Here is a 22,346-nt window from a genome sequence, read left to right on the forward strand (position 1 = left end):
GGGCCTGGAGGTCAGCCCGCCGCGGCGGGCTGGAACAGTTCGACGACGTTGCCCGAGGGGTCCAGCAACAGGACCTGCTTGCCGCCCGGACCTGAGAGGATCTCGTTGCGGAAGGTCGCGCCGGCCGTCCGCAGGCGGGCGACCTCGGCCTCGATGTCCTCGACGATCAGGTGGATGCGGTTCCAGCCGCCGGGTCCGGGCCGATCGCCATCGGGCATGGGGCGGCCCGCCGAACTGGCGGGTCCGCTCAGCAGCAGCCGCAGGCGGCCGCGAGCCACATCGGCGAAGGCGGGCGGGAAGCTGGTGAGGACCTCGAAGCCGAGCATGGTGGTGTAGAAGTCCGTCGCCGCGGCGACATCCTCGACCATGTAGCGGACGCTGACCCGTTCCACGGACTGGGTCATGCGCGGCGTCCCTGCGTCTGGGTGGCCTGATCCCGGACCGCCAGGGCGATGGCGACGACGAAGGTGTGACTGCCCCCCTTGACCGACACCGTTCCCCCCTGGTGCACGGCGACAAGTTCGTCATGGGAGAACGCCACCTCGTGGGTGTGCCCCCGCGCCAGGGTCGAGGTGAGGGTCACGCCCTCACGCGGCGGCGCGCTGAGGACCGCGTACGGGATCCAGAGATCGTGGGTGTGGGGCACGAAACCCTGGCCGGAACGGATGATCAGGGCGCCGGCGGACGGAGGGCCGCCGGCCGGCGAAGGCGCCGCCGCGCGCGCGGCCGAGGGCAGGACCTGAAGGGACAGGAGCGCCAGCCCGACGCCCGCGATCACGCCTCTTCGGTGGGTCTCGTTCGCAAGGCGCATGGCTGGTCCTCGTTTCAGGTTGCGGTTTCGTGGGGAAGGGCGGCGAGCAGGAAGTCGGCGCGGGTGGCGATGTCGGCGGCGGCCGCCACGAACCGCGGGTAGGTGACCGCATCGGGTTCGCCGCCGGCGGGGTTGACGATGCTCCAGTGGAGAACCTCCGCGGCGCCCGGGAACGGGGGGCAGACCTCGCGGACCCGGTCACACAGACTGACCACCCGGTCGAAGGCCTGATCGGCGAACACCTCCAGGGATTTGGAGACCTGACCGCTCAGGTCCAGGCCGTAGTGCTCGGCCATCACGCGGGCCGCGTTGGGGTGCAGGGGCGCTGGATGGCTGCCGGCGCTGTGGGCCTCGACGGCCCCGCCGGACCGGGCCCTGACCAGGGCCTCGGCCATCTGCGAGCGCGCGCTGTTGCCGGTGCAGAGGAACAACACCCGCGCCGGCGCGACAGGCCCGCGGGGCGGCGGCGCGAGCCGGAGGCCGGGGTGGAGCGCGCCTCCGGCCTGCGACAGGAGCGCGCCGAACCGGGTCAGGTCCAGGCCGTAATAGGTGTCGCGGCCGTCTGCCGAACTGCGGCGCGCCGAGACCAGGCGGGCGTCCCTGAGCTTGGCCAGGTGGTAGGACACCAGATTCTGCGCCTCGCCCACCCGGCCGGTCAGCTCGTGCACCAGCCGGTCGCTTCGCGCCAGCTCGCTCAGCAGGCGCCAGCGCAGGGGGTGTCCTGCCAGTTGCAGGAAGTCCGGCGGCGAAAGGTCGGTGGCGGCCAGGGATGTCATGCATCATGGATACATCAATCTAGATTGATTAATCAAGGTGATTTGATGCATGCGCAGAAAGTGCGATGACGAAATTCGCGAAATTCGGTGCGAATTCGGTGAGCCGAAGGTGATTTGACGCACTGTCGCCGAACCCGATGTCGATTTCCGCCGCGCTCGTTCGTCGTTCCGATGAGCCGCCGAGGGCTCAGGCCGGGAGACAGGCGATGCGGGTGATGGTGTTGGCGAAGGCCACGCAGGCGAGCGAGGCGGGGACGCCCCCCACGATGGAAGCGTTCGAGGCGATGGAGCGGTTCACCGAGGAGCTGGTGGCCGCCGGGGTCCTGGTGGCCGGGGCCGGTCTGAAGAACTCCGGCGCGGCCAAGCGGATCGTCTTCGAGGGGCCGGAGCGGACGGTGATCGACGGACCCTTCGTCGAGAGCAAGGAGCTGGTGGCCGGCTTCTCGATCTGGGAGGTCAAGGACATGGACGAGGCCGTGGCCTGGGCCCGGCGCAGCCCCAACCCCATGCCTGGCCGCAGCGAGATCGAAATCCGGCCTTTCTTCGAGGCGCAGGACATGGCGCAGGCCCTGGACCTGGAGGTTCCGGCGCCGCAGGGCGGGGAACGCGGGGCGCTAGGGGTGGCCTAAGGGCCGGGATGACGGCGGCTATAGGTCTATCAGCGCCCCGCCCCCTATTCCGCCAGGAAGGTCTCCACCTCGGCCATGAAGGCTTCGAGGCGGTCGTGGTGGACCCAGTGGCCGGCGCCTTCGAAGTTCACCAGGCGGGCGTTTTGGAAATGCTGGATGCGGCCGTCGACCACGGGGTCGGAGGCCCAGGACTCGGCGCCGCGCACCAGCAGGACCGGGGCGGTGATCTGGCTCCACAGCCGGTGCTGGTCGGCGTGGGAGAGGCCGCCGACCCCACCGCCGCCGGTGTGGTTGTCGAACTTCCAGCTATAGGTGCCGTCCTCGTTCTGGTTGACGCCGTAAAGGGTCAGGTGGCGGGCCTGCTCCGGCGAGAGGTGGGGGTTCTGCTGGGCCATGCGGGCCACGGCCTCGTCGAGGCTGGGGTAGCGGCGCGGGGTGCGGCCGGAATTCTTGCGCCGGTCGTCGACCCAGGCGCGCAGGCGTTCCTCCACCGTGCGCTTGGCCTGTTCGGCCATCATGGCCGGGGAGGGGCCCAGGCCCTCGATGGCGACGATCCTGCTCACGCTCTCGGGGAAGGCGCCGCTGTAGTTGAGCGCGATCCCCGCGCCGAGGGAGTGGGAGATGATGGTGGCCGGGGCCATGCCCTTCTGGTGGATGATCTGGGCCAGGTCATAGAGGTAGGCGGCCTGGTCGTAGCCGCCCCCCACCGCCCATTCGCTGTCGCCATGGCCGCGCAGGTCCGGGGCGATGACGTGGTAGCGGTCGCGCAGGCGCTGGGCGACCCAGTCCCAGTTGCGGCAGTGGTCGCGGCCGCCATGCACCAGGACGAGGGGCGGCGCCGCCTCATTGCCCCAGTCGACATAGTGCAGTCGCAGCCGCTGCGAGACGTAGAAATGGGACGTGGGGCCTTCCATGACGATCTCCGCGGGCAGGGCCGGCGAGGCTTAGCACCCGCAGGCCCGCGGAGGGCAGGGAGATTTGGCGCTGTAGATGCCCCGCCCTTTGGGGAGCTCCCGGCCGAAGGCCGGGTGACGGGGACTGGAATGCGCTTTGCGGGGGCCGGGCGGTCGCTGAGGGAGGCAAAGTCCCCCTCAGTCAGCTTCGCTGACAGCTCCCCCAGCGGGGGAGCATCGGGGGCGCCCCGTCGCTGCGATCGCTCGGTCTGCGCGCCGCCCTAGAGCTTGCGGGGGATCATCACCTGCATGGACTTGTAGCCCTTGACGAAGGTGGAGGGGACGCGCTGCGGCTCCTCCAGGACCTTGATCTCGGGGAAGCGCTTGAGGATCTCCTCCCAGATGATCTTCAGCTGCAGCTCGGCCAGGCGGTTGCCGACGCAGCGGTGGACGCCGAAGCCGAAGGAGAGGTGCTGGCGGGGGCGCTCACGGTCGATGATGTAGGCGTTGGGGTTCTCGATCACCGTGTCGTCGCGGTTGCCCGAGGCGTACCACATGACGACATTGTCGCCCTTCTTGATGGTCTTGCCCCCCAGTTCGAAGTCGCGGGTCGCCACGCGCTTCATGTGGGACAAGGGGGTCTGCCAGCGGATGGTTTCGGAGACCATCGAGGGGATCAGGTCGGGATTGGCGCGCAGCTTGGCGTACTGGTCGGGGAACTTGTTCAGCGCATAGACCGAACCGGAGATCGTGTTGCGGGTGGTGTCGTTGCCGCCGATGGTCAGCAGGATGATGTTCCCGAGGTACTCGAACTGGTTCATGTCCTTGGTGGCCTCGCCGTGGGCCAGCATGGAGACCATGTCGCCCTCGACCGGCTGGGCCTTGCGCTCGGCCCACAGGTTCAGGAAGTAGCCGGCATAGGCGGCCATCTCGGCGCGCTTCTCCTCCCAGGTCTCGACGACGCCGTCGCCGGGACGCGACATCACCGTGTCCGACCAGCGGGTCAGCTTGCGGCGGTCCGCCTGCGGCATGCCGAACAGGGTGGCCAGGGTCATGGCCGTCAGTTCCATGGAGACCTTGTCGACCCAGTCGAAGGCCTCCCCGATGGGCAGGCTGTCGAGGATCATCCCGGCGCGCTCGCGGATCAGCGGCTCCATGATCTTCAGATTGTGCGGCGAGACCGCCGGGCTGACGGTCTTGCGCTGCTCGTCGTGCTTGGGCGGGTCCATGGCGATGAACATGGTGGGCCCGCCGCTGGGGCCGCCGAAGGGGCCGCCGGTCATCTGGGCGCCGCTGGCCACCAGCTTGGCGATCATCTCCTCGCTCGGGCCCAGGCTGATGCCTTGCGCCGAGGAGAAGACCTCGTGATTGGTGTCGACGGCCATGATGTCGTTGTAGCGGGTGACGGCCCAGTGGGGCTCGAAGTCGCTGGCCGGGGTCCAGTGGACGGGGTCCTCGGCCCGCAGGCGCTCGAAATAGGGCCACTGGGCGTCGGCCTGGAAGAGCGCCGAGTTCGCGACGTTCAGGCTTTCGATGGGCTGGGCGTAGACCTCTTCCCGGACGGCGTCGGCCGTGCGGCCTTGGAGCGTGGCGCTCTGGCTCATGGGGGCGTTCCTCGATTGGGTCAGGTCCTTGGAGACCCGTTGCCCCCACATCTGTCGCCTTGAACGGCGTTCGACAAGGGCCATCCTGACGGGGGCGTCATTTTCATGGTCACGTTTCCGGGGGCGCCCGGGCGGCGCCCAGGGTTTGGAATTGTGGCGACGGCGCCCTTAGACTGAGGCGACAGCGGTTTGGCCGCCCAACTCTCCCAGGACCCCTCCATGAAGTTTGACGACGTTATCCTCGGTCGCCGGAGCATCCGCGGTTACAAGCCCGACCCCGTCCCCCGCAAGCTGATCGAGGAGATCATCGCACTCGCCATGCGCGCGCCGTCGTCGATGAACACCCAGCCGTGGAACTTCTACGTCATCACCGGCGAGCCGCTGGACAGGATCCGCGCGGGCAACACCGAGCGGATGGTGGCCGGGGTGCCGCAGTCCCGCGAGTTCCGCCAGGGCCAGCCCTTCGCGGGTCCGCATCGCGACCGCCAGGTGGTGGTGGCCAAGCAGCTGTTCTCGGCCATGGGGATCGCCCGCGAGGACAAGGAGATGCGCCAGGACTGGGTGCTGCGCGGCTTCCGCCAGTTCGACGCCCCGGTCTGCGTGATCGTCACCTATGACAAGGTGCTGGACGGCAGCGACGACACCCCCTTCGACTGCGGCGCGGTGACCACGGCGCTGGTCAACGCCGCCTGGTCGCGCGGCCTGGGGGCGGTGATCAACAGCCAGGGGATCATGCAGTCGCCGGTGGTGCGCGAGCACGCCGGCATCGCCGACGACCAGGTGATCATGAAGTCCATCGCGCTGGGCTGGCCCGACGACGACTTCCCGGCCAATGCGGTGGTGTCCGAACGCAAGGCGGTGGAGGAGGCCACCGTGTTCGTGGGGTTCGAGGAGTAGCGCCCCACAGGTGCGCTGAACCCCCAGAACCGCTAGAGAACCGCCATGTTGCGGATCTCGGAACTCAAGCTGCCCCTGGACCATCCGGCCGACGCCCTGCCGGCGGCGATCGTCGCGCGCCTGGGCGTGCCCGCCGGCGACCTGCTCAGCTGGTCGGTGTGGAAGCGGGCGCATGACGCGCGAAAGAAGGCCGCGATCCTCAAGGTCTATATCGTCGACGTCGAGCTGAAGGACGAGGCGGACGTGCTGGCGCGGAGGGCGGGCGACCCGCATCTGCGGGTGACGCCGGACACGTCCTACAGGCCGGTGGCCAGGGCCCCGGGCGGGGCGCCGCGGCCGGTGGTGGTCGGGGCCGGGCCGTGCGGCCTGTTCGCCGGGCTGATCCTGGCGGAGATGGGATTCAACCCCATCATCCTCGATCGCGGCAAGGCCGTCCGTGAACGGACGAAAGATACCTGGGGCCTTTGGCGGCGCGGCGAGCTGAACCCCGAATCCAACGTCCAGTTCGGCGAGGGCGGGGCCGGGACCTTCTCCGACGGCAAGCTCTACAGCCAGGTGAAGGACCCGCGCTTCCTGGGCCGCAAGGTGCTGGCCGAGTTCGTGGAGGCCGGCGCGCCGGCCGAGATCCTCACCGAGGCCCACCCGCACATCGGCACCTTCCGCCTGGTGACCATGGTGGAGGCGATGCGCGCCAAGATCGAGGCGCTGGGTGGGGAGTACCGCTTCGGCTGTCAGGTGACCGACCTGGAGATCGAGACGGGGGCCGACGGCGTCCGGCGCCTGGCGGGCCTGCGCCTGAAGGGCGGGGAGGTCATGGCGGCCGAGCAGGTGGTGCTGGCGGTGGGCCATTCGTCGCGCGACACCTTCGAGGCGTTGCATGCCCGGGGCGTCCACATCGAGGCCAAGCCCTTCTCCATCGGCTTCCGCATCGAGCACCCGCAGTCCTGGATCGACAAGGCCCTGTTCGGCCCCTGCGCCGGGCATCCCGACCTGGGGGCGGCGGCCTATTCCCTGTCGCACCACTGCGCCAACGGACGGACGGTCTACAGCTTCTGCATGTGCCCGGGCGGAACCGTGGTGGCCGCGGCCTCCGAGCCGGGCCGCGTGGTCACCAACGGCATGAGCCAGTATTCGCGCAACGAGCGGAACGCCAATTCCGGTTTCGTGGTGGGGATCTCGCCGGAGGACTACGGCAGCGACCATCCGTTGGCCGGGATCGAGCTGCAGCGGGCCCTGGAGAGCGCGGCCTTCGTGGCCGGCGGCGGCGACTATTCCGCGCCGGGGCAGAGGGTGGGGGACTTCCTGGCGGGCCGGGCCTCGACGGCGCTCGGTGAGGTGGTTCCCAGCTACAAGCCCGGTGTGCGGCCGACGGACCTGGCGGCCCTGATGCCGGACTATGTGAGCGCGGCGATGCGCGAGGCCCTGCCGGTCTTCGGCCGCAAGATCCCGCGCTACGACGATCCCGACGCGGTGCTGACCGGGGTGGAGACCCGCACCTCCTCGCCGATCCGAATCACCCGCGACGCCGACTTCCAGAGCCTGACCCTGCGCGGCCTGTTCCCGGCCGGCGAGGGGGCGGGCTATGCCGGCGGCATCCTCTCGGCGGCCATCGACGGCATCAAGGTCGCCGAGGCGGTGGCCCGGGCGATGGTGGGCGAGGCGGTCACCTAACCCCGCCAGGCCTGGACCTGGCGAACCAGGGCGCCGACGTGCTCGGGCGGGGTGGTCTTGGGGATGCCGTGGCCGAGGTTGAAGATGAAGGGTCCGCCCGTGGCCGCCCGCAGGATGCGGTCGGTCTCGGCGGCCAGGGCCGGGCCGCCGGCCACCAGGAGCTGGGGGTCGAGATTGCCCTGGATGCAGCGGCCCTCGCCCTGGATCCGGTCGGCCGCCCAGGCCAAGGGGACGGTGGTGTCGAGGCCGATGCAATCGGCGGCGACCTCGGCCACATAGGTCTCGTAGAGCAGGCCCGCGGCGCGGGGGAAGGCGATCACCGGCACGGTGGGATGTTTGGCCTTGAGGGCGGCGACGATGGCGGCGGCGGGGGCGACGCACCAACGGCGGAAGAAGGGCTCGGGCAGCAGGCCGGCCCAGCTCTCGAAGATCTGGACCGCCTGGGCGCCGCACTGAATCTGGCGGTCGAGGAAGGCGATCACCGCCTCGGTGAGCAGGTCGATCAGGGGCTGGAAGCTGTCGGGATCAGCCAGCGCCCACTGGCGGATGACGGCGTGGTCGGTGGCGCCGCCGCCGCGGCCCTCCACCATGTAGGTGGCGATGGTCCAGGGGGCGCCGGCATAGCCGATCAGGGTGACGTCGCTGGGCAGCTCGACGGCGAGCCGGCGCACGGTCTCATAGATCGGGGCCAGGTTCTCATGCAGGCGCTCGGCGCTGAGATGGCGCTCGATGTCGTCGGCGCAGCGGATCGGCGGGCTCAGCGTCGGGCCCTCCCCCTCGACATAGTCCAGGGTCTGGCCCAGGGCGGCGGCGAGCTGGGGCAGGTCGGCGAACAGGATGGCGCCGTCGAGGCCGAAGCGGCGGATCGGCTGCAGGGTGACCTCGACAGCGTGGTCGGGGGAGTTGCAGAGCTGCAGCATGCCGCCGGCCGCGGCCCGGGTGTCGTGATATTCGGGCAGGTAGCGACCGGCCTGGCGCATCAGCCAGATCGGGGGGCGCTCGGTGCGCTCGCCCCGCAGGGCGCGCAGCAGCAACTTCTCCTGGACCATGTCATCTCCGCCTTGGGTTGAAGCTGCGCCCTATTGCTAGCAAGCCGGGTGGGAGTCGCCAATGACGGAGCGGGGGGGGCGGCGGGCCCTAGCCCAGGAAGTCGCCGTCGGGGATGGGCGGGTGGACCGGGAGGGTGATGGGGGCGCTGTCGGGGGCGATGGGCGGATGGGCGCCGCCGGCGAGGACATGGTTCACCAGGCCCGCGGCGCCGGTTCCGGCGACCATGACGAAGCCGTCGGCCTGGTTGTCGCCGTTGACGTCCACCTCGACCCGGAAGCCGGGGACCGGCGGGGTGGGGAGGTGGCCGGTTCCGGTGAAGCCGCGCAGGCCGCTCAGCACGTCGTCCTGGCGGATGGCGTTCAGGATATTGATCAGGCGCCCCGCGCCGTCGGCCAGGCGGTCGCCGGCGGAGAAGTCGAGGATCACGCCCAGGGCGTGCTGCGGGGGCGGGGTCTGGTCGTGGGCCGGCGGGGTGATGACGAAGGTGTCGTCTCCGGCGCCGCCGATGGCCACCACGTTCTGGCCGAGTTCGATGCGGTCGTTTCCGGCGCCCCCCTCCAGGAGGTCGACCTGGGTGGAGCCCGCCCCGCCGCCCGCCAGGGTGTCGTCGCCGTCGCCCCCGAGCAGGTGGTCGCCGCCGCCGCCGCCGTTCAGGCTGTCATTCCCGGAGCCGCCCGTCAGCAGGTCGTCGCCGTCGCCGCCGCGCAGCGTCTGGCCCCCCTCGGCGCCCTGGAGCGGGCGGGCGTCGCCCGCCAGGGTGGCGTCGGCGTCGCCGGCGCTCGCCTCGGCCTGCAGGGACGACTTGGCGGCGTCGGCGTCGGCGTCGGCGTCGGGCGGGGCGAGGGCCGGGGTGGCGGGCTGGTCTTCGGCGCCCGCCGGGTCGGCGGAGGACCCCTGAGGGCCGTCGGTCTCGGCCGGGGCGGCGTTGCGTTCGAAGCGCTGGTGCTCCTGCGCCTCTGCCGAGGGGGCGGCCAGGGTCACGGCGGCGGCGAAGGCGGCCAGGATCTCGGCGGGCGTGTCGTGATGGCCGTCGAAGTCGGGCGCCTCGTGGGCCTGGGCGGTCATGTCGAAGAAGGCGGCGGCCACCACCAGGGCCATCAGGGTCTGGGCCTGGCGGGCGGCCATCGGCACCACCACCTGGCCCTCGGCCTCGCGCCAGCCCTCGCCCAGCAGGCGGTCGAAGGCGGTCCAGAGGGTGTCGCCCTCCTCCACCGCGTCGGCGGCGGCGTCATGGATGACGAACTGGCCGTTGATGCGGGCGACGTGGACCAGGACCTCGTCGTTCTCGTCGGTGATCACGCACCAGGGGTCGCCCGCGTCGGTGGCCCCATAGACCACCCGCACATGGATGCCCTCGGCGGCCAGGCGGTCGGCCAGGTCCGACAGCTTGGCGCGCTCGCCGGCGGTCCAGCCGCCGGTGTCAGGCCTCGGGGTGAAGGGGACGACGTTGCTCATCGGGAAGGGGCGGTCCTCAGGTCCCGAAGGCGCGCTGGGCGTCGGGGATGATCTCGGCGGCGTCCCCGAACAGCAGCCGGTTCAGCTCGGGCTCGTAATAGGCGAGCAAGGTGCGGGCGAAATGGGCGGGATCAAGGCCGACCGCAAGGGCCCAGGCCCGCTGCATCTCGATGGGGACGCGGCCCAGGCCGCTCTCCACCTGGGAGACGAAGGTGTAGTAGCGCATGCCCACCTGCTCGGCGAGTTCGGCCTGGGTCAGGCCCGCGGCCTCGCGCCCGGCCTTCAGCCAGCGGCCGGCCTCCTGGCGCAGGGCCTTGGTGGCGGCGGCGCGCACCGGGTCCACGGCGGGTCTCGGCATCTCGGTTCCTACTCCAGGGCGGCGCCATCTTGCCGCCGCAATCGACACAATATACAGTTCTTACGAAACACATTAATACGCGACGTATAACGCCTCGTCGTCCGTACAATAGACGACCTCCCCTCGTCCCGCCACCACCTGGATCGCCCATGTCGCCTCGCCACCTCCTGCTCGCCGCGGCCTCCCCCCTGTGCCTGATGGCCGCGCCCGCCTGGGCCGAGACCGCCATCTCCACCGCGGTGACCACGCCGGTGGCCACCGCCACCGCCGCCAGCGGGGCCCGCGACGACGTGCGCGTCACCTCGGCGGGCTCCATCAAGCCCACCAGCGGGACCGCGATCACCCTGAACAGCAACAACAACGTCACCCTCGAGGGCGTGGTCGCCATCAGCGACGCCAACAACGCCGTCGGCCTGGCGGTGGTGGGGGGCAATACGGGCGAGGTGAAGCTGTCGGGCTCCATCACCGTCGATGAGTCCACCGAGATCAAGGACACCGATTCCGACGGCGACAACGACGGCCAGTTCGCCGTCGGCTCGGGCCGGTTCGGGGTCCGGGTGACGGGGCCCGCCACCTTCCATGGCTCGATCACCCAGACCGGCGGGTCGATCGTGGTGGAGGGCAATGATTCAGCCGGCGTCGCGTTGGAGAGCGCCATCGACGGATCGCTGCAGACGGCCGGCGCGATCTCGGTGGTCGGCGACCGTTCCTTCGGTATCCACACCGGAGGCACGGTCGGCGGCGACGTGGCGGTGACCGGGAGCGTCACCGCCCAAGGCCTGGACTCCATCGCCGTGGCGGTGGACGACAATGTCGGCGGCAAGCTCTCCCTCAATGCGGCGGTCTCGGCCACCGGCTTCCGGTCGACCACGCGGGGAACCGACGCGGTGGTGGCCAAGCTGGACGCCGACGACCTGCTGCTGGGCGGGCCGGCAGTGCGGGTGCGCGGCGACCTGTTCGGCGGCCTGCTGGTGGGGTCGTCGGGGGCCGTCACCTCCTATGGCTCGGCGCCGGGCATGGTGATCGGCGCGGCCGGCCGCGGCGTGCGGCTGGGCGTCCTCGGGACCGGGGCCGACGCCTATGGCCTGATGAACAAGGGCGTCATCCAGGCGGCGGGGATCTATGACGGGATCACCGCCACGGCCCTGCAGCTGGGCGGCCAGGGCGGGACGGTGACCGTGGACGGCGGGATCTGGAACGCCGGCTCGATCCTGGGGGTGGGGGTCAAGGCCAGCGCCACGGCGGTCCGGGTCGGGTCGGGGGCCCAGAGCCCCAGCCTGACCAACACCGGGATCATCCGGGCCACCGCCACCGCCACCGACGTCGCCGACGCCACCGCCCTGCGCCTCGACGCCGGGGCGAGCCTGCCCTACCTGGCCAATGGCGGGGTGATCAATGCGGTGGTGAATGGCTCCAAGGCCTCGGCCACCGCCGTCCTGGACGCCTCGGGGTCGCTGCGGGCCATCGAGACCACCAATTCCATCACCGCCACGGTGACCGCCACCGACTCCACGATCGCCGTCACCGGCCGGGCCATCGCGCTCGACCTGCGGGCCAATACGGCGGGCGTGCTGCTGCGCCAGTACGCCAATACCGACACCACCATCATCCCCACCATCACCGGCGACGTGCTGTTCGGCTCCGGGGCGGCGCGGCTGGAGCTGCTGGCCGGGGTGCTGAACGGCGCCGTCGGCTTCGGCTCGGGCGCCGACAGCCTGCTGATCAACGGCGGCGCCAGGCTGACCGGCGCGCTGACCGACGCCGGCGGCGGCCTGGCCATCGACATCGTCAAGGGCCGGCTGACCGATACGAGCACCCAAGGCGTCAACCTCACCAGCCTGAACGTCGGCGCGACCGGCGAGCTGGTGTTCACCGCCGATCCCAAGGCCGGCAAGGCCACGACCTTCAACGTGGCAGGCGCCGCCACCCTGGCCACCGGCGCCAAGGTGGGCCTGGCCTTCGCCTCCAAGCTGGAGGCGCCGGCCAGCTTCACCCTGATCAGGGCCGGTTCGCTGACCACCGGCGCTCTGGATGAGAGCCTGCTGGGGGACACCCCTTTCCTCTACAAGACCAGCCTGCGGGTCGACACGCCCACCGCCAGCCTGATCGCCGAGGTGCGCCGCCGCACCGCCGCCGAGGCCGGGCTGACCACGGCGGAAGGGGCGGCCTATGACGCGGTGTTCGCCGCCTTCGACAAGGACGCCTCGGTGCGCGACGCCCTGCTGTCCAAGACCACGGCGGCGGGCTTCCAGGCCCTCTACGACCAGTTCCTGCCCGACCATTCCGGCGGCCTGTTCCACACCCTGGCGGCGGCCTCGGACGCCGCGGGCCGGGGCCCGGAGGCCGACGCCTCCATGGCGGCGGGGGACGGCGTGCGGGCCTGGACCCAGGAGATCGCGGTGATGGTCAAGCGCGACCTCGACCGGGCCTCCTCCTACGACGCCGGGGGCTTTGGCCTGGCCGCGGGGATCGAGGTTCCCGACACCGCCTTCGGCACGCTGGGCCTGCAGACCAGCTTCCTCAATGTGGACGTGGACGAGGCCGGCTCGGTGGGCTCGGAGTCGCTGACCGGCTCGGTGCTGTCGGCCGGGGTCTACTGGCGCGAGAGCCTCGGCGACCTGACGGTGGGGGCGGGGATCACCGGCGGCTACGCCTCGCTGAAGAGCGAGCGGGTGCTGACCGACTCAGGCTTCACCCGCACGGCCTCGGCCGACTGGAACGGCGCCACGGTGGCGGCCCACGCCCACCTGAACTGGAACCTGGAGGGCGACACCTTCTACGCCCGGCCCCAGGCCAGCTTCGACTACTTCCTGCTGAAGGAGGGCGACCGCACCGAGACCGGGGGCGGGGACGCCATGAACCTGGCCATCGACGAGCGGTCCTCCAGCCAGATGGCGGCCTTCGCCGGGGTCAGCGTCGGGGCGAGGTTCGGGCTGAAGGGCGACTTCCGCTGGGGCCCGGAGCTCACCGCCGGCTGGCGCCAGGTGGCCGGCGACGGCGCCGATTCCACCACCGCGCGGTTCGTCAGCGGCGGATCGGCCTTCACCATCGCGGCCCCGGAACTCTCGGGCGGCGGGGCGGTTGTACGGTTGGCCCTGCGTGGCCAGGGCGAGTATCTCGACTTCGCCCTGGAAGGCGGCGGGGAGATTCGCGACGACTACGAGGCCTATGACGCCCGCATCGTCGCGAGGATGTTGTTCTAGGGGCTTACTCCGATGATCCACCTGGCCGGAGGACTTCTGGCGCTGGCGGCGGTTCTCGTCTGCGTCGCCCGCCACACCGCCGGAAAGCCGCCGCTGTGGCGCTCCAAGGTCGCCTTCGCGGGCTCGATCCTGTGCCTGGTCGCCGGCGGCGTCCTGGTGGCCCTCGACCCCCGCGCGCTGGGCGAGACCCCGGTGCTGATCGTCGCGGCCCTGTGCCTGTTCGAGGGCGCCATGGCGGCCATCAGCCTGATGGCCGCCGCTGGCCTGCGCCAGCCGAGGTGGCTGGCCTGACAAGTCCCCCCCGGGCGCTCATCCCGGCCTGCCCCCAGGCCGGGACCCAGGACAGACAGGACCCCTCCCCGGGTCCGGCGTCCCGGGCCCCGGCCGCGCCGGGGTGAGCGGGGGGTTATTTCGGAAACAGTTCGCCCGGTGGGATCGCCGCGGCCTGCGCTTGGCCCTTGCGGCTGAGCAGGAAGAGGGCGGTCTCCGAGCGCCAGTTCTCCAGGGCCCGGGTCGGGTCGATGGCCCGCGCCGGCTTGCCGTTGTTCAGCGCCGCGCAGGCCTCGATCCGCAGGTCGAGGTCGTCGCACAGGGCGGTGAAGTCGTGCAGGGTGCAGAGGTGGATGTTGGGGGTCGACCACCAGGGCTCGGGCAGGGCCTTGGTCTCGGGCATGCGGCCGCGCACCATCAGCGACCAGCGCACCCGCCACTGGCCGAAATTGGGCAGGGAGACCACCGCCCGGTCGGCGATGCGCAGCAGCTCGTTGAGCACGTGCCGGGGCTCGCGCATCTGCTGCAGGGTCTTGGACAGGATGGCGTAGTCGAAGGCCTTGGTGGGGAAGTGATCGAGGTCGCGGTCGCCGTCCCCCTGCACCACCGCCAGGCCGCGGGCCAGGCAGGCCGAGACGCCTTCGCTGGAGATCTCCAGGCCCTGGCCATCGACATGCTTCTCGCGGGTCAGCAGCTCCAGGAGCTCGCCCTCGCCGCAGCCGACGTCCAGCACGCGGGATCCCGGGCGGACCAGGCGCAAGATCTCCTTGAAGTCCTCCCGCTGGGTCCTCACGCCAGGCCCCGCTTTTCCGCCGCGGAGGCCAGGAAGCCGCGCAGGGCCGAGTCCAGGGCCGGCTCCTCCAGGAAGATGGCGTCGTGGCCCTTGTCGGTGGTGATCTCGGCGAAGCTGGCCCGGCAGCCGGCGGCGTTCAGGGCGCGCACGATGTCGCGGCTCTCGGCGGTGGCGTAGAGCCAGTCCGAGGAGAAGGAGAGCACGCAGAACCGCACCTTACGGGCCTGCAGGAAGGCGTTGGCCAGGACCCCGCCGTGGTTGGCGGCCAGGTCGAAATAGTCGAGCGCCCGGGTGATGTAGAGGTAGGAGTTGGCGTCGAAGCGGTCGACGAAGCTGGCCCCCTGGTGGCGCAGATAGCTCTCCACCTGGAAGTCGGCGTCGAAGCCCCAGGACAGGCCGTCGCGCTGCAGCTCGCGGCCGAACTTCCGCTGCAGGGCGGTCTCCGACAGATAGGTGATGTGGGCGGCCATGCGGGCCACGGCCAGGCCCTTCTCGGGGCGGACGCCCTCGAGCTCGTAGGCGCCGCCGCGCCAGTCGGGGTCGGCCATGATCGCCTGGCGCCCCACCTCGTGGAAGGCGATGTTCTGGGCCGAGTGGCGGGCGGCGGCGGCCACGCAGATGGCCGAGAACAGCCGCTCGGGATAGTCGGCCGCCCACTGCAGGACCTGCATCCCGCCCATGGAGGTGCCCACCACGGAGAACAGGGTCTCGATCCCGAAGGACTCCACCAGCATGGCCTGGGCGCGGACCATGTCGGCGATGGTGATCATCGGGAAGGCCAGGCCATAGGGCTTGCCGGTGGTGGGATCGGGGGAGGCCGGGCCCGTCGAGCCCATGCAGCCGCCGATGACGTTGGCGCAGATGATGAAGTAGCGGGCCGGGTCCAGCGGCAGGCCGGGACCCACCACCGTGGTCCACCAGCCCGGCTTGCCGGTCACCGGATGGGTGGAGGCCACATACTGGTCGCCGGTGAGCGCGTGGCAGATCAGGACGGCGTTGGACTTGTCGGCGTTGAGGGTCCCGTAGGTGTTGTAGGCCATCTCCAGGGGGGCGAGGATGGCGCCGGAATCCAGGCGCAGCGGCCGGTCGGCGGGCGAGCGCCAGATCCCGCCCTGGGTCGGGGTCGCGAGGGGGGCGTGGCCGACGTCGCTCATGGGCCCGCTTGGACCGCCAACCTCTTTCGCTGTCAACCGCTTCGCGTCGGCGCGCTTGCCCGCTATGAACCGATCGACTCCCAGCATGGCGGGGTGACGGAGAGACCATGGACCGGCTGATACTCCTGCGGCACGGCGAGGCCGAGCGCGACGCCAAGAGCGGCGACGACTTCGACCGCCGCCTGGCGAGCCGGGGCGCGGCCGAATCGGCGGCCATGGGCGAGACCCTGGCGGAGCTGGGCCTGTCGCCGGACCTGGCCCTGGTCTCGGCCGCCGCCCGCACCCGGGGCACCTGGGCCGCGGTGGCCCCGGCCTTCCCCAAGGCCGTGGCCCGCTTCGAGGACAGCCTCTACCTGGCCGAGGCCGAGACCATCCGGGTGCTGGCCGAGGCGGCCGGGGCCACGGCGGGCACGGTGATGGTGGTGGGGCACAATCCGGGCCTGCAGGAGCTGGCGGTGCAGATGCTGGTCCAGGGCGGCGCGCCCCCGGCCCTGATCGCCCGCGCCCAGAACGGTTTCCCCACGGCCGCGGCGGCGGTCTTCCTCTTCGACCATGCGGGGCGACCGTCCTATGACGGACTGTTCTTTCCGGGGCGGTAGATGATGAGCGAAGCGTCGAACATGGTCACCTCCTCTCCCCCCGCCTCTTCGGGGGGAGAGGGTAGGGTGAGGGGGACGTATCGACCGGACGCCGCATGGGTTGAGAGGCCGCAGACCCCTCACCCTACCCTCTCCCCTGAGAAGGGGAGAGGAAGGGCATGACCCGCATCTACAAGCTCCTGCCCCGTTCCGAATGGACCGCCGCCCAGGGGGCGGGCCAGTTCGCGGGGTCGGGGATCGACCTGGCCGACGGCTATATCCACCTGTCCACCGGCCTCCAGGCCGCCGAGACGGCGCGGCGCTATTTCAAGCACATCCCCGACCTGGTGATGCTGGAGGTGGAGACCGAGGTGCTCAGCCAGGCGGTGCGCTGGGAGCCGTCGCGGGGCGGCGACCTCTTTCCCCATCTCTACGAACCCCTGCCGGTGAGCGAGGTCGTGGCGGTGCGCGAGGCCCCCCTGGGCCCCGACGGGGTCCCGGTGCTGGGAGACCTGGCGTGATCCACGACCTGGCCGCCCGCGCCCTGCATCTGCTCGATCCCGAGGACGCCCACGGGGTGACGATCAAGGCCCTGGAGCTGGGGCTGGGTCCGCGCGGGGGCGCCGACGATCCCATCCTGGCGACGACGGTGGCGGGGCTTTCCCTGCCCAACTGCGTGGGGCTGGCGCCGGGGTTCGACAAGAACGCCCAGGTCTTCGGTCCCATGCTGGCGGCGGGCTTCGGCTTCGTGGAGTGCGGCACGGTCACGCCCCTGTCCCAGGCGGGCAATCCCCGGCCGCGGCTGTTCCGGCTGACGGAGGACCAGGGCGTCATCAACCGGATGGGCTTCAACAATGCGGGGCTGGAGGCCTTCGCCGCCCGGCTGACGCGGCGCGGCCCCGGGGTGGTGGGGGCCAATATCGGCGCCAACAAGGACGCCGCCGACCGCATTGGCGACTATGTGACGGGGCTCACCCGCCTGTGGGGCCTGGCCTCCTATTTCACCATCAACATTTCCTCGCCCAACACGCCGGGCCTGCGCGCCCTGCAGACCAAGGCCGCGCTGGAGGAGCTGCTGGGAAGGCTGGCCGAGGCCCGCGACCGCCTGCCGGCCGGCGGCCGGGTCCCCACGTTCCTGAAGGTGGCGCCCGACCTGGAGGCCGGCGAGGTGGAGGCCATCGTCGAGACGGTGATCGCCAATGGCCTGTCGGGGATCATCGTCTCCAACACCACCATCAGCCGCCCGCCCCTGGCCTCGCCCCAGGCTGGGGAGGCCGGCGGACTCTCGGGCGCGCCGCTCAAGCCGCTGGCCCAGCAGATGATGGCGGAGTTCCACGCCGCGGCGACGGGGCGGACGGTCCTGATCGGGGCCGGCGGAATCGCCTCGGGCGCCGACGCCTATGCGCGCATCCGGGCCGGCGCCAGCGCCGTGCAGCTCTATTCGGCCATGGTGTTCGGCGGGCCGGGCCTGGTGAGCCGGATCAAGGCCGACCTGGCGCGGCGCCTGCGGGCCGACGGCTTCGCCCAGGTGGCCGACGCGGTGGGTGCGGATCGCTAGATTCCCCTCACGCGCGAACAGACGTCGCGTTGCCGAAAGCGCCACGGTGAAGTAGGGGGAAGGTTCATGGCGGACGCCCCTCAGCCTCAGGCGCCCCCGAGGCGGACCAGACGGCGGTTCTTCTGGCCGGGCGGCCTCTCCGCGCGTCTGCTGATCCTCACCATCCTGTTCGTCTCCGCGGCGGGGGGCATGATCCTGCCTCCGGCGCTCGCGGCCTTCGAGGAGCAGTGGCTGCTGGACCGGGTCCGCGCCGCCGAACTGGCCACCATCGCCCCCGACGTCGCCCCCGACCGGGTGGTGAGCGAGGCGCTCGCCGCCCAGCTGCTGGAGGGCGCCGGGGTGCAGCGGGTGGCGATCCAGACCGAGGGCATGCGCCGCCTGGTGCTGCAGGGGCCCAAGCTGGCCCGGGCGCCCTATCTGGTGGACCTGCGCGACCAGGCGCCGATCTCCTGGCTGGCGGCCCCGTTCCAGACCCTGATGGGCGGCGGCGAGGGCCGCATGGTCCGGGTGATCGCCGAACCCCGCATCCGCAAGGCCGACTTCATCGAGATCGTCGCCCCCGACGCGGCCCTGAAGCGCGAGCTGACCCGCTATCTGTGGCAGCTGCTGCTGGTGATGGCCTTCGTGGCCGCCATGGCCGGCATCCTGGTCTATCTGTCCCTCGCCTTCTTCCTGGTGCGGCCCATGCAGCGGATCACCCACGCCATGGAGCGGTTCCGCGCCGATCCGGACGACCCGGCCTCGCACCTGGAGCCCTCGGGCCGCCGCGACGAGATCGGCCGCGCCGAGGTGGAGCTGGACCTGATGCAGGCCGACCTGCGGGTGGCGCTCAATTCCCGCGCCCGTCTGGCCCAGCTGGGCGAGGCGGTGGCCAAGATCAATCACGACCTGCGCAACATGCTCACCAGCGCCCAGATCGCGTCGGAGCGCCTGGCGGCCTCGCGGGACCCCAAGGTGGCCCAGGCCCTGCCGCGCCTGGAGCGGGCCCTGGACCGGGCGGTGAAGCTGGCCACCGACGTCCTGGTCTATGGCAAGACCCAGGAGGCCGCCCCCGACGCGCGGCCCACGCCGCTGGCCGCCGCCCTTGAGATGGCCGCCGAGGAGGCCCGCCTGTCGCCGGAGACCGTGCGCCTGGAGATGGCGGTCGACCCCGCCGACCAGGTGGTGGCCGATCCCGACCAGCTGCACCGCATCGTCGTCAACCTGCTGCGCAATGCGCGGGAGGCCGTCGAGCAGCAGGAGGGGCGCCGCGAACCGGGGGTGGTCACCGTGGCGATCGCCCAGGCGGAGGGCGCGACCCTGATCCGGTTCACCGACAATGGGCCGGGGGTCTCGGCCCGGGCGCGGGAAAAGATCTTCCAGCCCTTCGCGGGGTCCAGCCGGCCGGGGGGTGCGGGCCTGGGTCTGGCCATCGCCCGCGAGCTGGCCCAGGGCCACGGCGGCGACCTGGTGCTGGCGGAGACCGGGGAGGCGGGCTCGGTGTTCGAACTGCGCCTGCCGGGGACCCCGCCGCGCTTGAAGCCGAAGCGGACGCGGACGAAGAGCTCCTAATTCCTCCCCCAGGCCGCTGGCCGTTTCGGGGGAGGTGGATCGTGGCCGAAGGCCGCGAGACGGAGGGGGCTAGGCCCTTACCGGGTTGCACAGCCCTAACCCCCTCCACCGCTTCGCGGTCCCCCTCCCCCGGAGGGGGAGGAATTTGGCTACGGCGCCTTCGCCACGCCCTCGCGGCGGGGGTCGGCGGCGCCCACCAGGCCGGTGGGGGTCATGACGATGCCGTGCAGGCCGGAGTCCTCGCCGCCGCCCTTGCTGAGCTTGACGCCCTTGGCCTCCAGGCCCTCGACGACGCCGGGGGGGAACTTGGCCGGTTCGGAGGCGTAGACATCGCCGCGCGCGATCAGGTTGGGCAGGGCGATGGCCTGGTCGATGGGCAGCTTCCAGTCCAGCAGGGCCACCAGGGCCTTGAGGTTGTAGGCCAGGATGGCCGAGCCCCCCGGCGAGCCCACGGCGGCCACGAAGCGGCGGTCCTTGTCGAGCACCACGGCGGGCGCCATCGACGAGCGCGGCCGCTTGCCCCCGGCCACCGCGTTGGCGGCGGCGACCCCGTCCTTCTCGGTGGGCGAGAAGGAGAAGTCGGTGAGCTGGTTGTTGAGGAAGAAGCCGCCGACCATGCGGCCGTTGCCGAAGATGCTCTCCACCGTGGTGGTCATGGAGACGGCGTTCCCCTCGGCGTCGACGATGACCATGTGCGAGGTGCCGCCGGGCTCCAGGGTGGCGTCGGGGGCGCGGACGCCTGCGCCCTTGGGCTTGCCAGGGACGGGGGCGGGACCGGCCATGTCGGGATTGATCAGGGCCGCGCGGCTGGCCGCATAGGCCGGGTCCAGCAGGCCGGCGGTGGGGACGTCCACGAAGTCGGGGTCGCCCATGTAGCGGTCGCGGTCGGCGTACATCAGGCGGCTGGCCTGGGCGAACAGGTACCAGCCCTGGACGTCATTGGGGTGGGCCGCGACGTCGGTGTGCTCCAGGATCGCCAGACCCTCCAGCAGGGCTGGGCCGCCCGAGGGGGCCGGGGGCGTGCAGACCAGGTAGACGCGGAAGGTGCGGCAGGTGGCGGGCCCGGCCTTGGGCTTGTAGGCCGCCAGGTCGGCCAGGGTCATGGCGCTGGGCCGGTCGCCCTGGTGCAGGCGCGCCACGATGGCCTCGGCGATCGGGCCCTGCAGGATGGCCTTGGGCCCCTCGGCGGCGATCTTGCGCACCGAGGCGGCGTAGGCGGGGTTCTTCAGCGTATCGCCGGCCACGTAGCGGGCGCCGTCGGGCTTGGTGAAATAGGCCACCACGTCCGGGGCGCTGGTCTGGGGGAAACGGCCCTGAATCATGTAGGCCAGGCGCGGACTGACCGAGAAGCCCTGGTCGGCCAGCTTCTCGGCGTCGCCGAACAGGGTGTTCCAGGCCAGCTTGCCATGCTGCGATTGCGCCAGGGAGAGCATGGCGATGGCGCCGGGGACGCCGGTGGAGCGGCCGCTGAGCACGGCGACCGGGAAGGGCAGGGGCTTGCCGGTGGCCTCGTCCAGGAACAGGGCCGGGGTGGCGGCGGCCGGCGCGGTCTCGCGACCGTTATAGGCGGTCACCTTGCGGGTCTTGGCGTCGTAATAGGTCATGAAGGCGCCGCCCCCGAGACCCGAGCTCTGCGGCTCCACCAGGCCCAGCACGGCCTGGACGGCGACGGCGGCGTCCACCGCCGAGCCGCCCCGGGCCAGCACCTTGACGCCCGCCTCCACCGCCAGGGGGTTGGCCGCGGCCACCATGCCCTTGCCGGCGCTGGGCGCCGGGGGGGAGGGGGTGGTGTTGAGGCTGGCGCAGGCGCTGGCGAGGCAGGCCAGCAGGACGATGCTCAAACGCTTGAAATGCGACACGGACGGACCACGCGGAAAAGGGGGAGCGACGGAAATGCGAGGCGCCACCTTAACCAGCCGCGCGTGGACAACAAACCTCAAGCCATGCTCTTCGTGCCGACCATGACCCAAAAGCCCGCCGCCGCCCCCGGAACGCGCAACCTGATCACCGATGTGCCCGGTCTGACCGTGGGCCAGGCCCAGGACGTCGCCGCCCGCACCGGGGTGAGCGTGATCCTGCCCGACGACCGGGCCGTGGCCGCCTGCGACGTGCGCGGCGGCGGACCCGGCACCCGGGAGACCGACGCGCTCGCGCCGGAGAACCTGGTGGAGGCCATCGACGCCATCGTGCTGTCGGGAGGCTCGGTCTACGGCCTGGCGGCCGGCGACGGGGTGGTGGGCTGGCTGGGCGCCCGCGGGCGGGGCTATGGCGGCCTGGCGCGGCCCGGCGTGCCGCCCTCGCCGGTGGTCCCCGGCGCCATCCTCTTCGACCTGGCCAATGGCGGCGACCGCGACTGGGGGGAGGACCCGCCCTATCGCCGCCTGGGGCGCGAGGCCGTGGCGGCCGCGGGCCTGGACTTCGCGCTCGGCACGGCCGGCGGCGGCTACGGCGCCATGGCCGGATCCCTGAAGGGCGGGACGGGCTCGGCCTCCATCGTCGCGGCCGACGGGATCACCGTGGGCGCCCTGGTCTGCGTCAACAGCTTCGGCTCGGTCGTCTCCGGGGACGACAGGACCTTCTGGGCCGCGCCCTTCGAGATGGGGGCGGAGTTCGGCGGCCTGGGCGTGGCGGGGCTGTCGGCCCGGCCCGACGCCTGGGGACTGGCCAAGGCCGACCCCAAGGCGCGGATGAACACCACCATCGCCTGCGTGGCCACCGACGTGGCGCTGACGCCGGCCCAGGCCAAGCGGGTGGCGGTGATGGCCCAGGACGGCCTGGCGCGGTCCATCCGCCCGATCCACGCCCCCTTCGACGGCGACGTGGTCTTCGCGCTGTCCACCGGCCGCCGGCCCCTGGAGGGCGGCGACTTCACCATCGCCCGCATCGGCGCCCTCGCCGCCGACGTCCTGGCCCGCGCGGTGGCCCGGGCGGTGTTCGAGGCCACTCCCTGGCCGGGCTCGCAGGTTCGCTGCTGGCGGGATCTGTAGGGGGTCCGTCTCCGACCCACTCCCGTCATCCCGGGCGACCCGCAGGGGAGACCCGGGACCCAGGGGGACTAATTGCGGCCCCTGGGTCCCGGCTCTCCGCTTCGCTGC

At 71.7% G+C, this 22,346-nt stretch carries 21 protein-coding genes; 10 read left to right on the forward strand and 11 right to left on the reverse strand.

Annotated features, from left to right (window positions below; genetic code table 11):
- Positions 1–11: 11 nt before the first annotated feature.
- Genes ACO06I_RS19260 through ACO06I_RS19270 form a run of 3 tightly spaced genes read right to left on the reverse strand, consistent with a single transcriptional unit; the run spans position 12 to position 1,587 of the window.
- Positions 12–404: a VOC family protein gene (locus ACO06I_RS19260; RefSeq protein ID WP_421934237.1), complete on the reverse strand. Its 393-nt coding sequence runs from the start codon at positions 402–404 to the stop codon at positions 12–14.
- Positions 401–811 (reverse strand): hypothetical protein, encoded by a 411-nt coding sequence (locus ACO06I_RS19265; protein WP_421934238.1) that lies wholly within the window; start codon positions 809–811, stop codon positions 401–403. Before ACO06I_RS19265 ends, ACO06I_RS19260 begins: the two co-directional genes overlap by 4 nt.
- 14 nt (positions 812–825) lie before the next feature.
- Complete coding sequence (locus ACO06I_RS19270; protein WP_421934239.1) at positions 826–1,587, reverse strand: ArsR family transcriptional regulator; 762 nt, start codon at positions 1,585–1,587, stop codon at positions 826–828.
- 206 nt (positions 1,588–1,793) lie between these two features.
- Here ACO06I_RS19270 and ACO06I_RS19275 point away from each other — a divergent pair, with 206 nt between their 5' ends.
- Positions 1,794–2,216, forward strand: a complete 423-nt coding sequence (locus tag ACO06I_RS19275) for a YciI family protein (RefSeq protein ID WP_421934240.1) — start codon at positions 1,794–1,796, stop codon at positions 2,214–2,216.
- A gap of 44 nt (positions 2,217–2,260) precedes the next feature.
- Here the strand turns inward: ACO06I_RS19275 and ACO06I_RS19280 are convergent, their stop codons facing one another.
- Together ACO06I_RS19280 and ACO06I_RS19285 are read right to left on the reverse strand one after the other, a co-directional pair.
- On the reverse strand, positions 2,261–3,130 hold the full coding sequence (locus ACO06I_RS19280) for an alpha/beta fold hydrolase (RefSeq protein ID WP_421934241.1): 870 nt from the start codon (positions 3,128–3,130) through the stop codon (positions 2,261–2,263).
- A gap of 260 nt (positions 3,131–3,390) precedes the next feature.
- Entirely contained in the window at positions 3,391–4,713 is a 1,323-nt protein-coding gene (locus tag ACO06I_RS19285; protein ID WP_421934242.1) for a cytochrome P450, read from the reverse strand.
- Between the two features lie 219 nt (positions 4,714–4,932).
- Between ACO06I_RS19285 and ACO06I_RS19290 the strand changes: the two genes are divergently transcribed.
- The gene (locus ACO06I_RS19290) at positions 4,933–5,610 is read left to right on the forward strand and encodes a nitroreductase (RefSeq protein ID WP_421934243.1); all 678 of its coding nucleotides are present in this window, start codon (positions 4,933–4,935) and stop codon (positions 5,608–5,610) included.
- A gap of 45 nt (positions 5,611–5,655) precedes the next feature.
- On the forward strand, positions 5,656–7,281 hold the full coding sequence (locus ACO06I_RS19295; RefSeq protein ID WP_421934244.1) for an NAD(P)/FAD-dependent oxidoreductase: 1,626 nt from the start codon (positions 5,656–5,658) through the stop codon (positions 7,279–7,281).
- On the opposite strand, the gene hemE is transcribed toward ACO06I_RS19295, so the two are convergent.
- The 3 genes from hemE to ACO06I_RS19310 all read right to left on the reverse strand — a co-directional run bounded on the left by hemE (position 7,278) and on the right by ACO06I_RS19310 (position 10,144).
- Positions 7,278–8,330 carry a uroporphyrinogen decarboxylase gene (gene hemE, locus ACO06I_RS19300; protein ID WP_421934245.1) on the reverse strand — a complete coding sequence of 351 codons (1,053 nt, stop codon included), beginning with the start codon at positions 8,328–8,330 and terminating at the stop codon, positions 7,278–7,280. The two genes, ACO06I_RS19295 and hemE, sit on opposite strands and share 4 nt — an antisense overlap.
- An 88-nt stretch (positions 8,331–8,418) precedes the next feature.
- Positions 8,419–9,786 carry a hypothetical protein gene (locus ACO06I_RS19305; protein WP_421934246.1) on the reverse strand — a complete coding sequence of 456 codons (1,368 nt, stop codon included), beginning with the start codon at positions 9,784–9,786 and terminating at the stop codon, positions 8,419–8,421.
- Between the two features lie 16 nt (positions 9,787–9,802).
- On the reverse strand, positions 9,803–10,144 hold the full coding sequence (locus tag ACO06I_RS19310) for a helix-turn-helix domain-containing protein (RefSeq protein ID WP_421934247.1): 342 nt from the start codon (positions 10,142–10,144) through the stop codon (positions 9,803–9,805).
- A 149-nt stretch (positions 10,145–10,293) separates the two neighbouring features.
- Here ACO06I_RS19310 and ACO06I_RS19315 point away from each other — a divergent pair, with 149 nt between their 5' ends.
- Both ACO06I_RS19315 and ACO06I_RS19320 read left to right on the forward strand, forming a co-directional pair.
- A complete protein-coding gene (locus ACO06I_RS19315; protein WP_421934248.1) occupies positions 10,294–13,347 on the forward strand; it encodes an autotransporter outer membrane beta-barrel domain-containing protein in 3,054 nt (1,017 codons plus the stop codon).
- Between the two features lie 12 nt (positions 13,348–13,359).
- On the forward strand, positions 13,360–13,638 hold the full coding sequence (locus ACO06I_RS19320) for a hypothetical protein (RefSeq protein WP_421934249.1): 279 nt from the start codon (positions 13,360–13,362) through the stop codon (positions 13,636–13,638).
- A gap of 115 nt (positions 13,639–13,753) precedes the next feature.
- On the opposite strand, the gene metW is transcribed toward ACO06I_RS19320, so the two are convergent.
- Positions 13,754–14,410: a methionine biosynthesis protein MetW gene (metW, locus tag ACO06I_RS19325; protein ID WP_421934250.1), complete on the reverse strand. Its 657-nt coding sequence runs from the start codon at positions 14,408–14,410 to the stop codon at positions 13,754–13,756.
- Positions 14,407–15,564, reverse strand: coding sequence for a homoserine O-acetyltransferase MetX (gene metX / locus ACO06I_RS19330; RefSeq protein WP_421934251.1), 1,158 nt, complete (start codon positions 15,562–15,564; stop codon positions 14,407–14,409). The genes metW and metX overlap by 4 nt, the downstream gene beginning before the upstream one ends.
- A 107-nt stretch (positions 15,565–15,671) precedes the next feature.
- Here metX and ACO06I_RS19335 point away from each other — a divergent pair, with 107 nt between their 5' ends.
- The 4 genes from ACO06I_RS19335 (at position 15,672) to ACO06I_RS19350 (ending at position 19,251) form a co-directional block, all read left to right on the forward strand.
- On the forward strand, positions 15,672–16,163 hold the full coding sequence (locus tag ACO06I_RS19335) for a SixA phosphatase family protein (protein WP_421934252.1): 492 nt from the start codon (positions 15,672–15,674) through the stop codon (positions 16,161–16,163).
- Positions 16,164–16,321: 158 nt separating this feature from the next.
- A complete protein-coding gene (locus ACO06I_RS19340; protein ID WP_421934253.1) occupies positions 16,322–16,663 on the forward strand; it encodes a DUF952 domain-containing protein in 342 nt (113 codons plus the stop codon).
- Positions 16,660–17,700, forward strand: a complete 1,041-nt coding sequence (locus tag ACO06I_RS19345; protein WP_421934254.1) for a quinone-dependent dihydroorotate dehydrogenase — start codon at positions 16,660–16,662, stop codon at positions 17,698–17,700. Before ACO06I_RS19340 ends, ACO06I_RS19345 begins: the two co-directional genes overlap by 4 nt.
- 66 nt (positions 17,701–17,766) lie before the next feature.
- Positions 17,767–19,251: a sensor histidine kinase gene (locus tag ACO06I_RS19350; protein ID WP_421934255.1), complete on the forward strand. Its 1,485-nt coding sequence runs from the start codon at positions 17,767–17,769 to the stop codon at positions 19,249–19,251.
- 149 nt (positions 19,252–19,400) lie between these two features.
- Here the strand turns inward: ACO06I_RS19350 and ACO06I_RS19355 are convergent, their stop codons facing one another.
- Positions 19,401–21,110: a gamma-glutamyltransferase family protein gene (locus tag ACO06I_RS19355; protein WP_421934256.1), complete on the reverse strand. Its 1,710-nt coding sequence runs from the start codon at positions 21,108–21,110 to the stop codon at positions 19,401–19,403.
- Between the two features lie 102 nt (positions 21,111–21,212).
- Between ACO06I_RS19355 and ACO06I_RS19360 the strand changes: the two genes are divergently transcribed.
- A complete protein-coding gene (locus tag ACO06I_RS19360; protein WP_421934257.1) occupies positions 21,213–22,238 on the forward strand; it encodes a P1 family peptidase in 1,026 nt (341 codons plus the stop codon).
- The last annotated feature ends 108 nt before the right edge of the window (positions 22,239–22,346 follow it).

This window comes from Phenylobacterium sp., assembly GCF_965229015.1.
GTDB lineage: Bacteria > Pseudomonadota > Alphaproteobacteria > Caulobacterales > Caulobacteraceae > Phenylobacterium.

What these genes read in the sequence shown, in the direction of transcription:
- ACO06I_RS19285 (WP_421934242.1), bottom strand. Translation starts at nt 4,713, where the DNA reads ATGAGCCAGAGCGCCACGCTCCAAGGCCGCACGGCCGACGCCGTCCGG.
- ACO06I_RS19320 (WP_421934249.1), top strand. Translation starts at nt 13,360, where the DNA reads ATGATCCACCTGGCCGGAGGACTTCTGGCGCTGGCGGCGGTTCTCGTC.
- ACO06I_RS19350 (WP_421934255.1), top strand. Translation starts at nt 17,767, where the DNA reads ATGGCGGACGCCCCTCAGCCTCAGGCGCCCCCGAGGCGGACCAGACGG.
- hemE (WP_421934245.1), bottom strand. Translation starts at nt 8,330, where the DNA reads ATGGTCCAGGAGAAGTTGCTGCTGCGCGCCCTGCGGGGCGAGCGCACC.
- ACO06I_RS19340 (WP_421934253.1), top strand. Translation starts at nt 16,322, where the DNA reads ATGACCCGCATCTACAAGCTCCTGCCCCGTTCCGAATGGACCGCCGCC.
- ACO06I_RS19265 (WP_421934238.1), bottom strand. Translation starts at nt 811, where the DNA reads ATGCGCCTTGCGAACGAGACCCACCGAAGAGGCGTGATCGCGGGCGTC.
- metX (WP_421934251.1), bottom strand. Translation starts at nt 15,564, where the DNA reads ATGAGCGACGTCGGCCACGCCCCCCTCGCGACCCCGACCCAGGGCGGG.
- ACO06I_RS19260 (WP_421934237.1), bottom strand. Translation starts at nt 404, where the DNA reads ATGACCCAGTCCGTGGAACGGGTCAGCGTCCGCTACATGGTCGAGGAT.
- ACO06I_RS19310 (WP_421934247.1), bottom strand. Translation starts at nt 10,144, where the DNA reads ATGCCGAGACCCGCCGTGGACCCGGTGCGCGCCGCCGCCACCAAGGCC.
- ACO06I_RS19360 (WP_421934257.1), top strand. Translation starts at nt 21,213, where the DNA reads ATGACCCAAAAGCCCGCCGCCGCCCCCGGAACGCGCAACCTGATCACC.
- ACO06I_RS19295 (WP_421934244.1), top strand. Translation starts at nt 5,656, where the DNA reads ATGTTGCGGATCTCGGAACTCAAGCTGCCCCTGGACCATCCGGCCGAC.
- ACO06I_RS19315 (WP_421934248.1), top strand. Translation starts at nt 10,294, where the DNA reads ATGTCGCCTCGCCACCTCCTGCTCGCCGCGGCCTCCCCCCTGTGCCTG.
- ACO06I_RS19280 (WP_421934241.1), bottom strand. Translation starts at nt 3,130, where the DNA reads ATGGAAGGCCCCACGTCCCATTTCTACGTCTCGCAGCGGCTGCGACTG.
- ACO06I_RS19335 (WP_421934252.1), top strand. Translation starts at nt 15,672, where the DNA reads ATGGACCGGCTGATACTCCTGCGGCACGGCGAGGCCGAGCGCGACGCC.
- ACO06I_RS19275 (WP_421934240.1), top strand. Translation starts at nt 1,794, where the DNA reads ATGCGGGTGATGGTGTTGGCGAAGGCCACGCAGGCGAGCGAGGCGGGG.
- ACO06I_RS19305 (WP_421934246.1), bottom strand. Translation starts at nt 9,786, where the DNA reads ATGAGCAACGTCGTCCCCTTCACCCCGAGGCCTGACACCGGCGGCTGG.
- ACO06I_RS19270 (WP_421934239.1), bottom strand. Translation starts at nt 1,587, where the DNA reads ATGACATCCCTGGCCGCCACCGACCTTTCGCCGCCGGACTTCCTGCAA.
- ACO06I_RS19290 (WP_421934243.1), top strand. Translation starts at nt 4,933, where the DNA reads ATGAAGTTTGACGACGTTATCCTCGGTCGCCGGAGCATCCGCGGTTAC.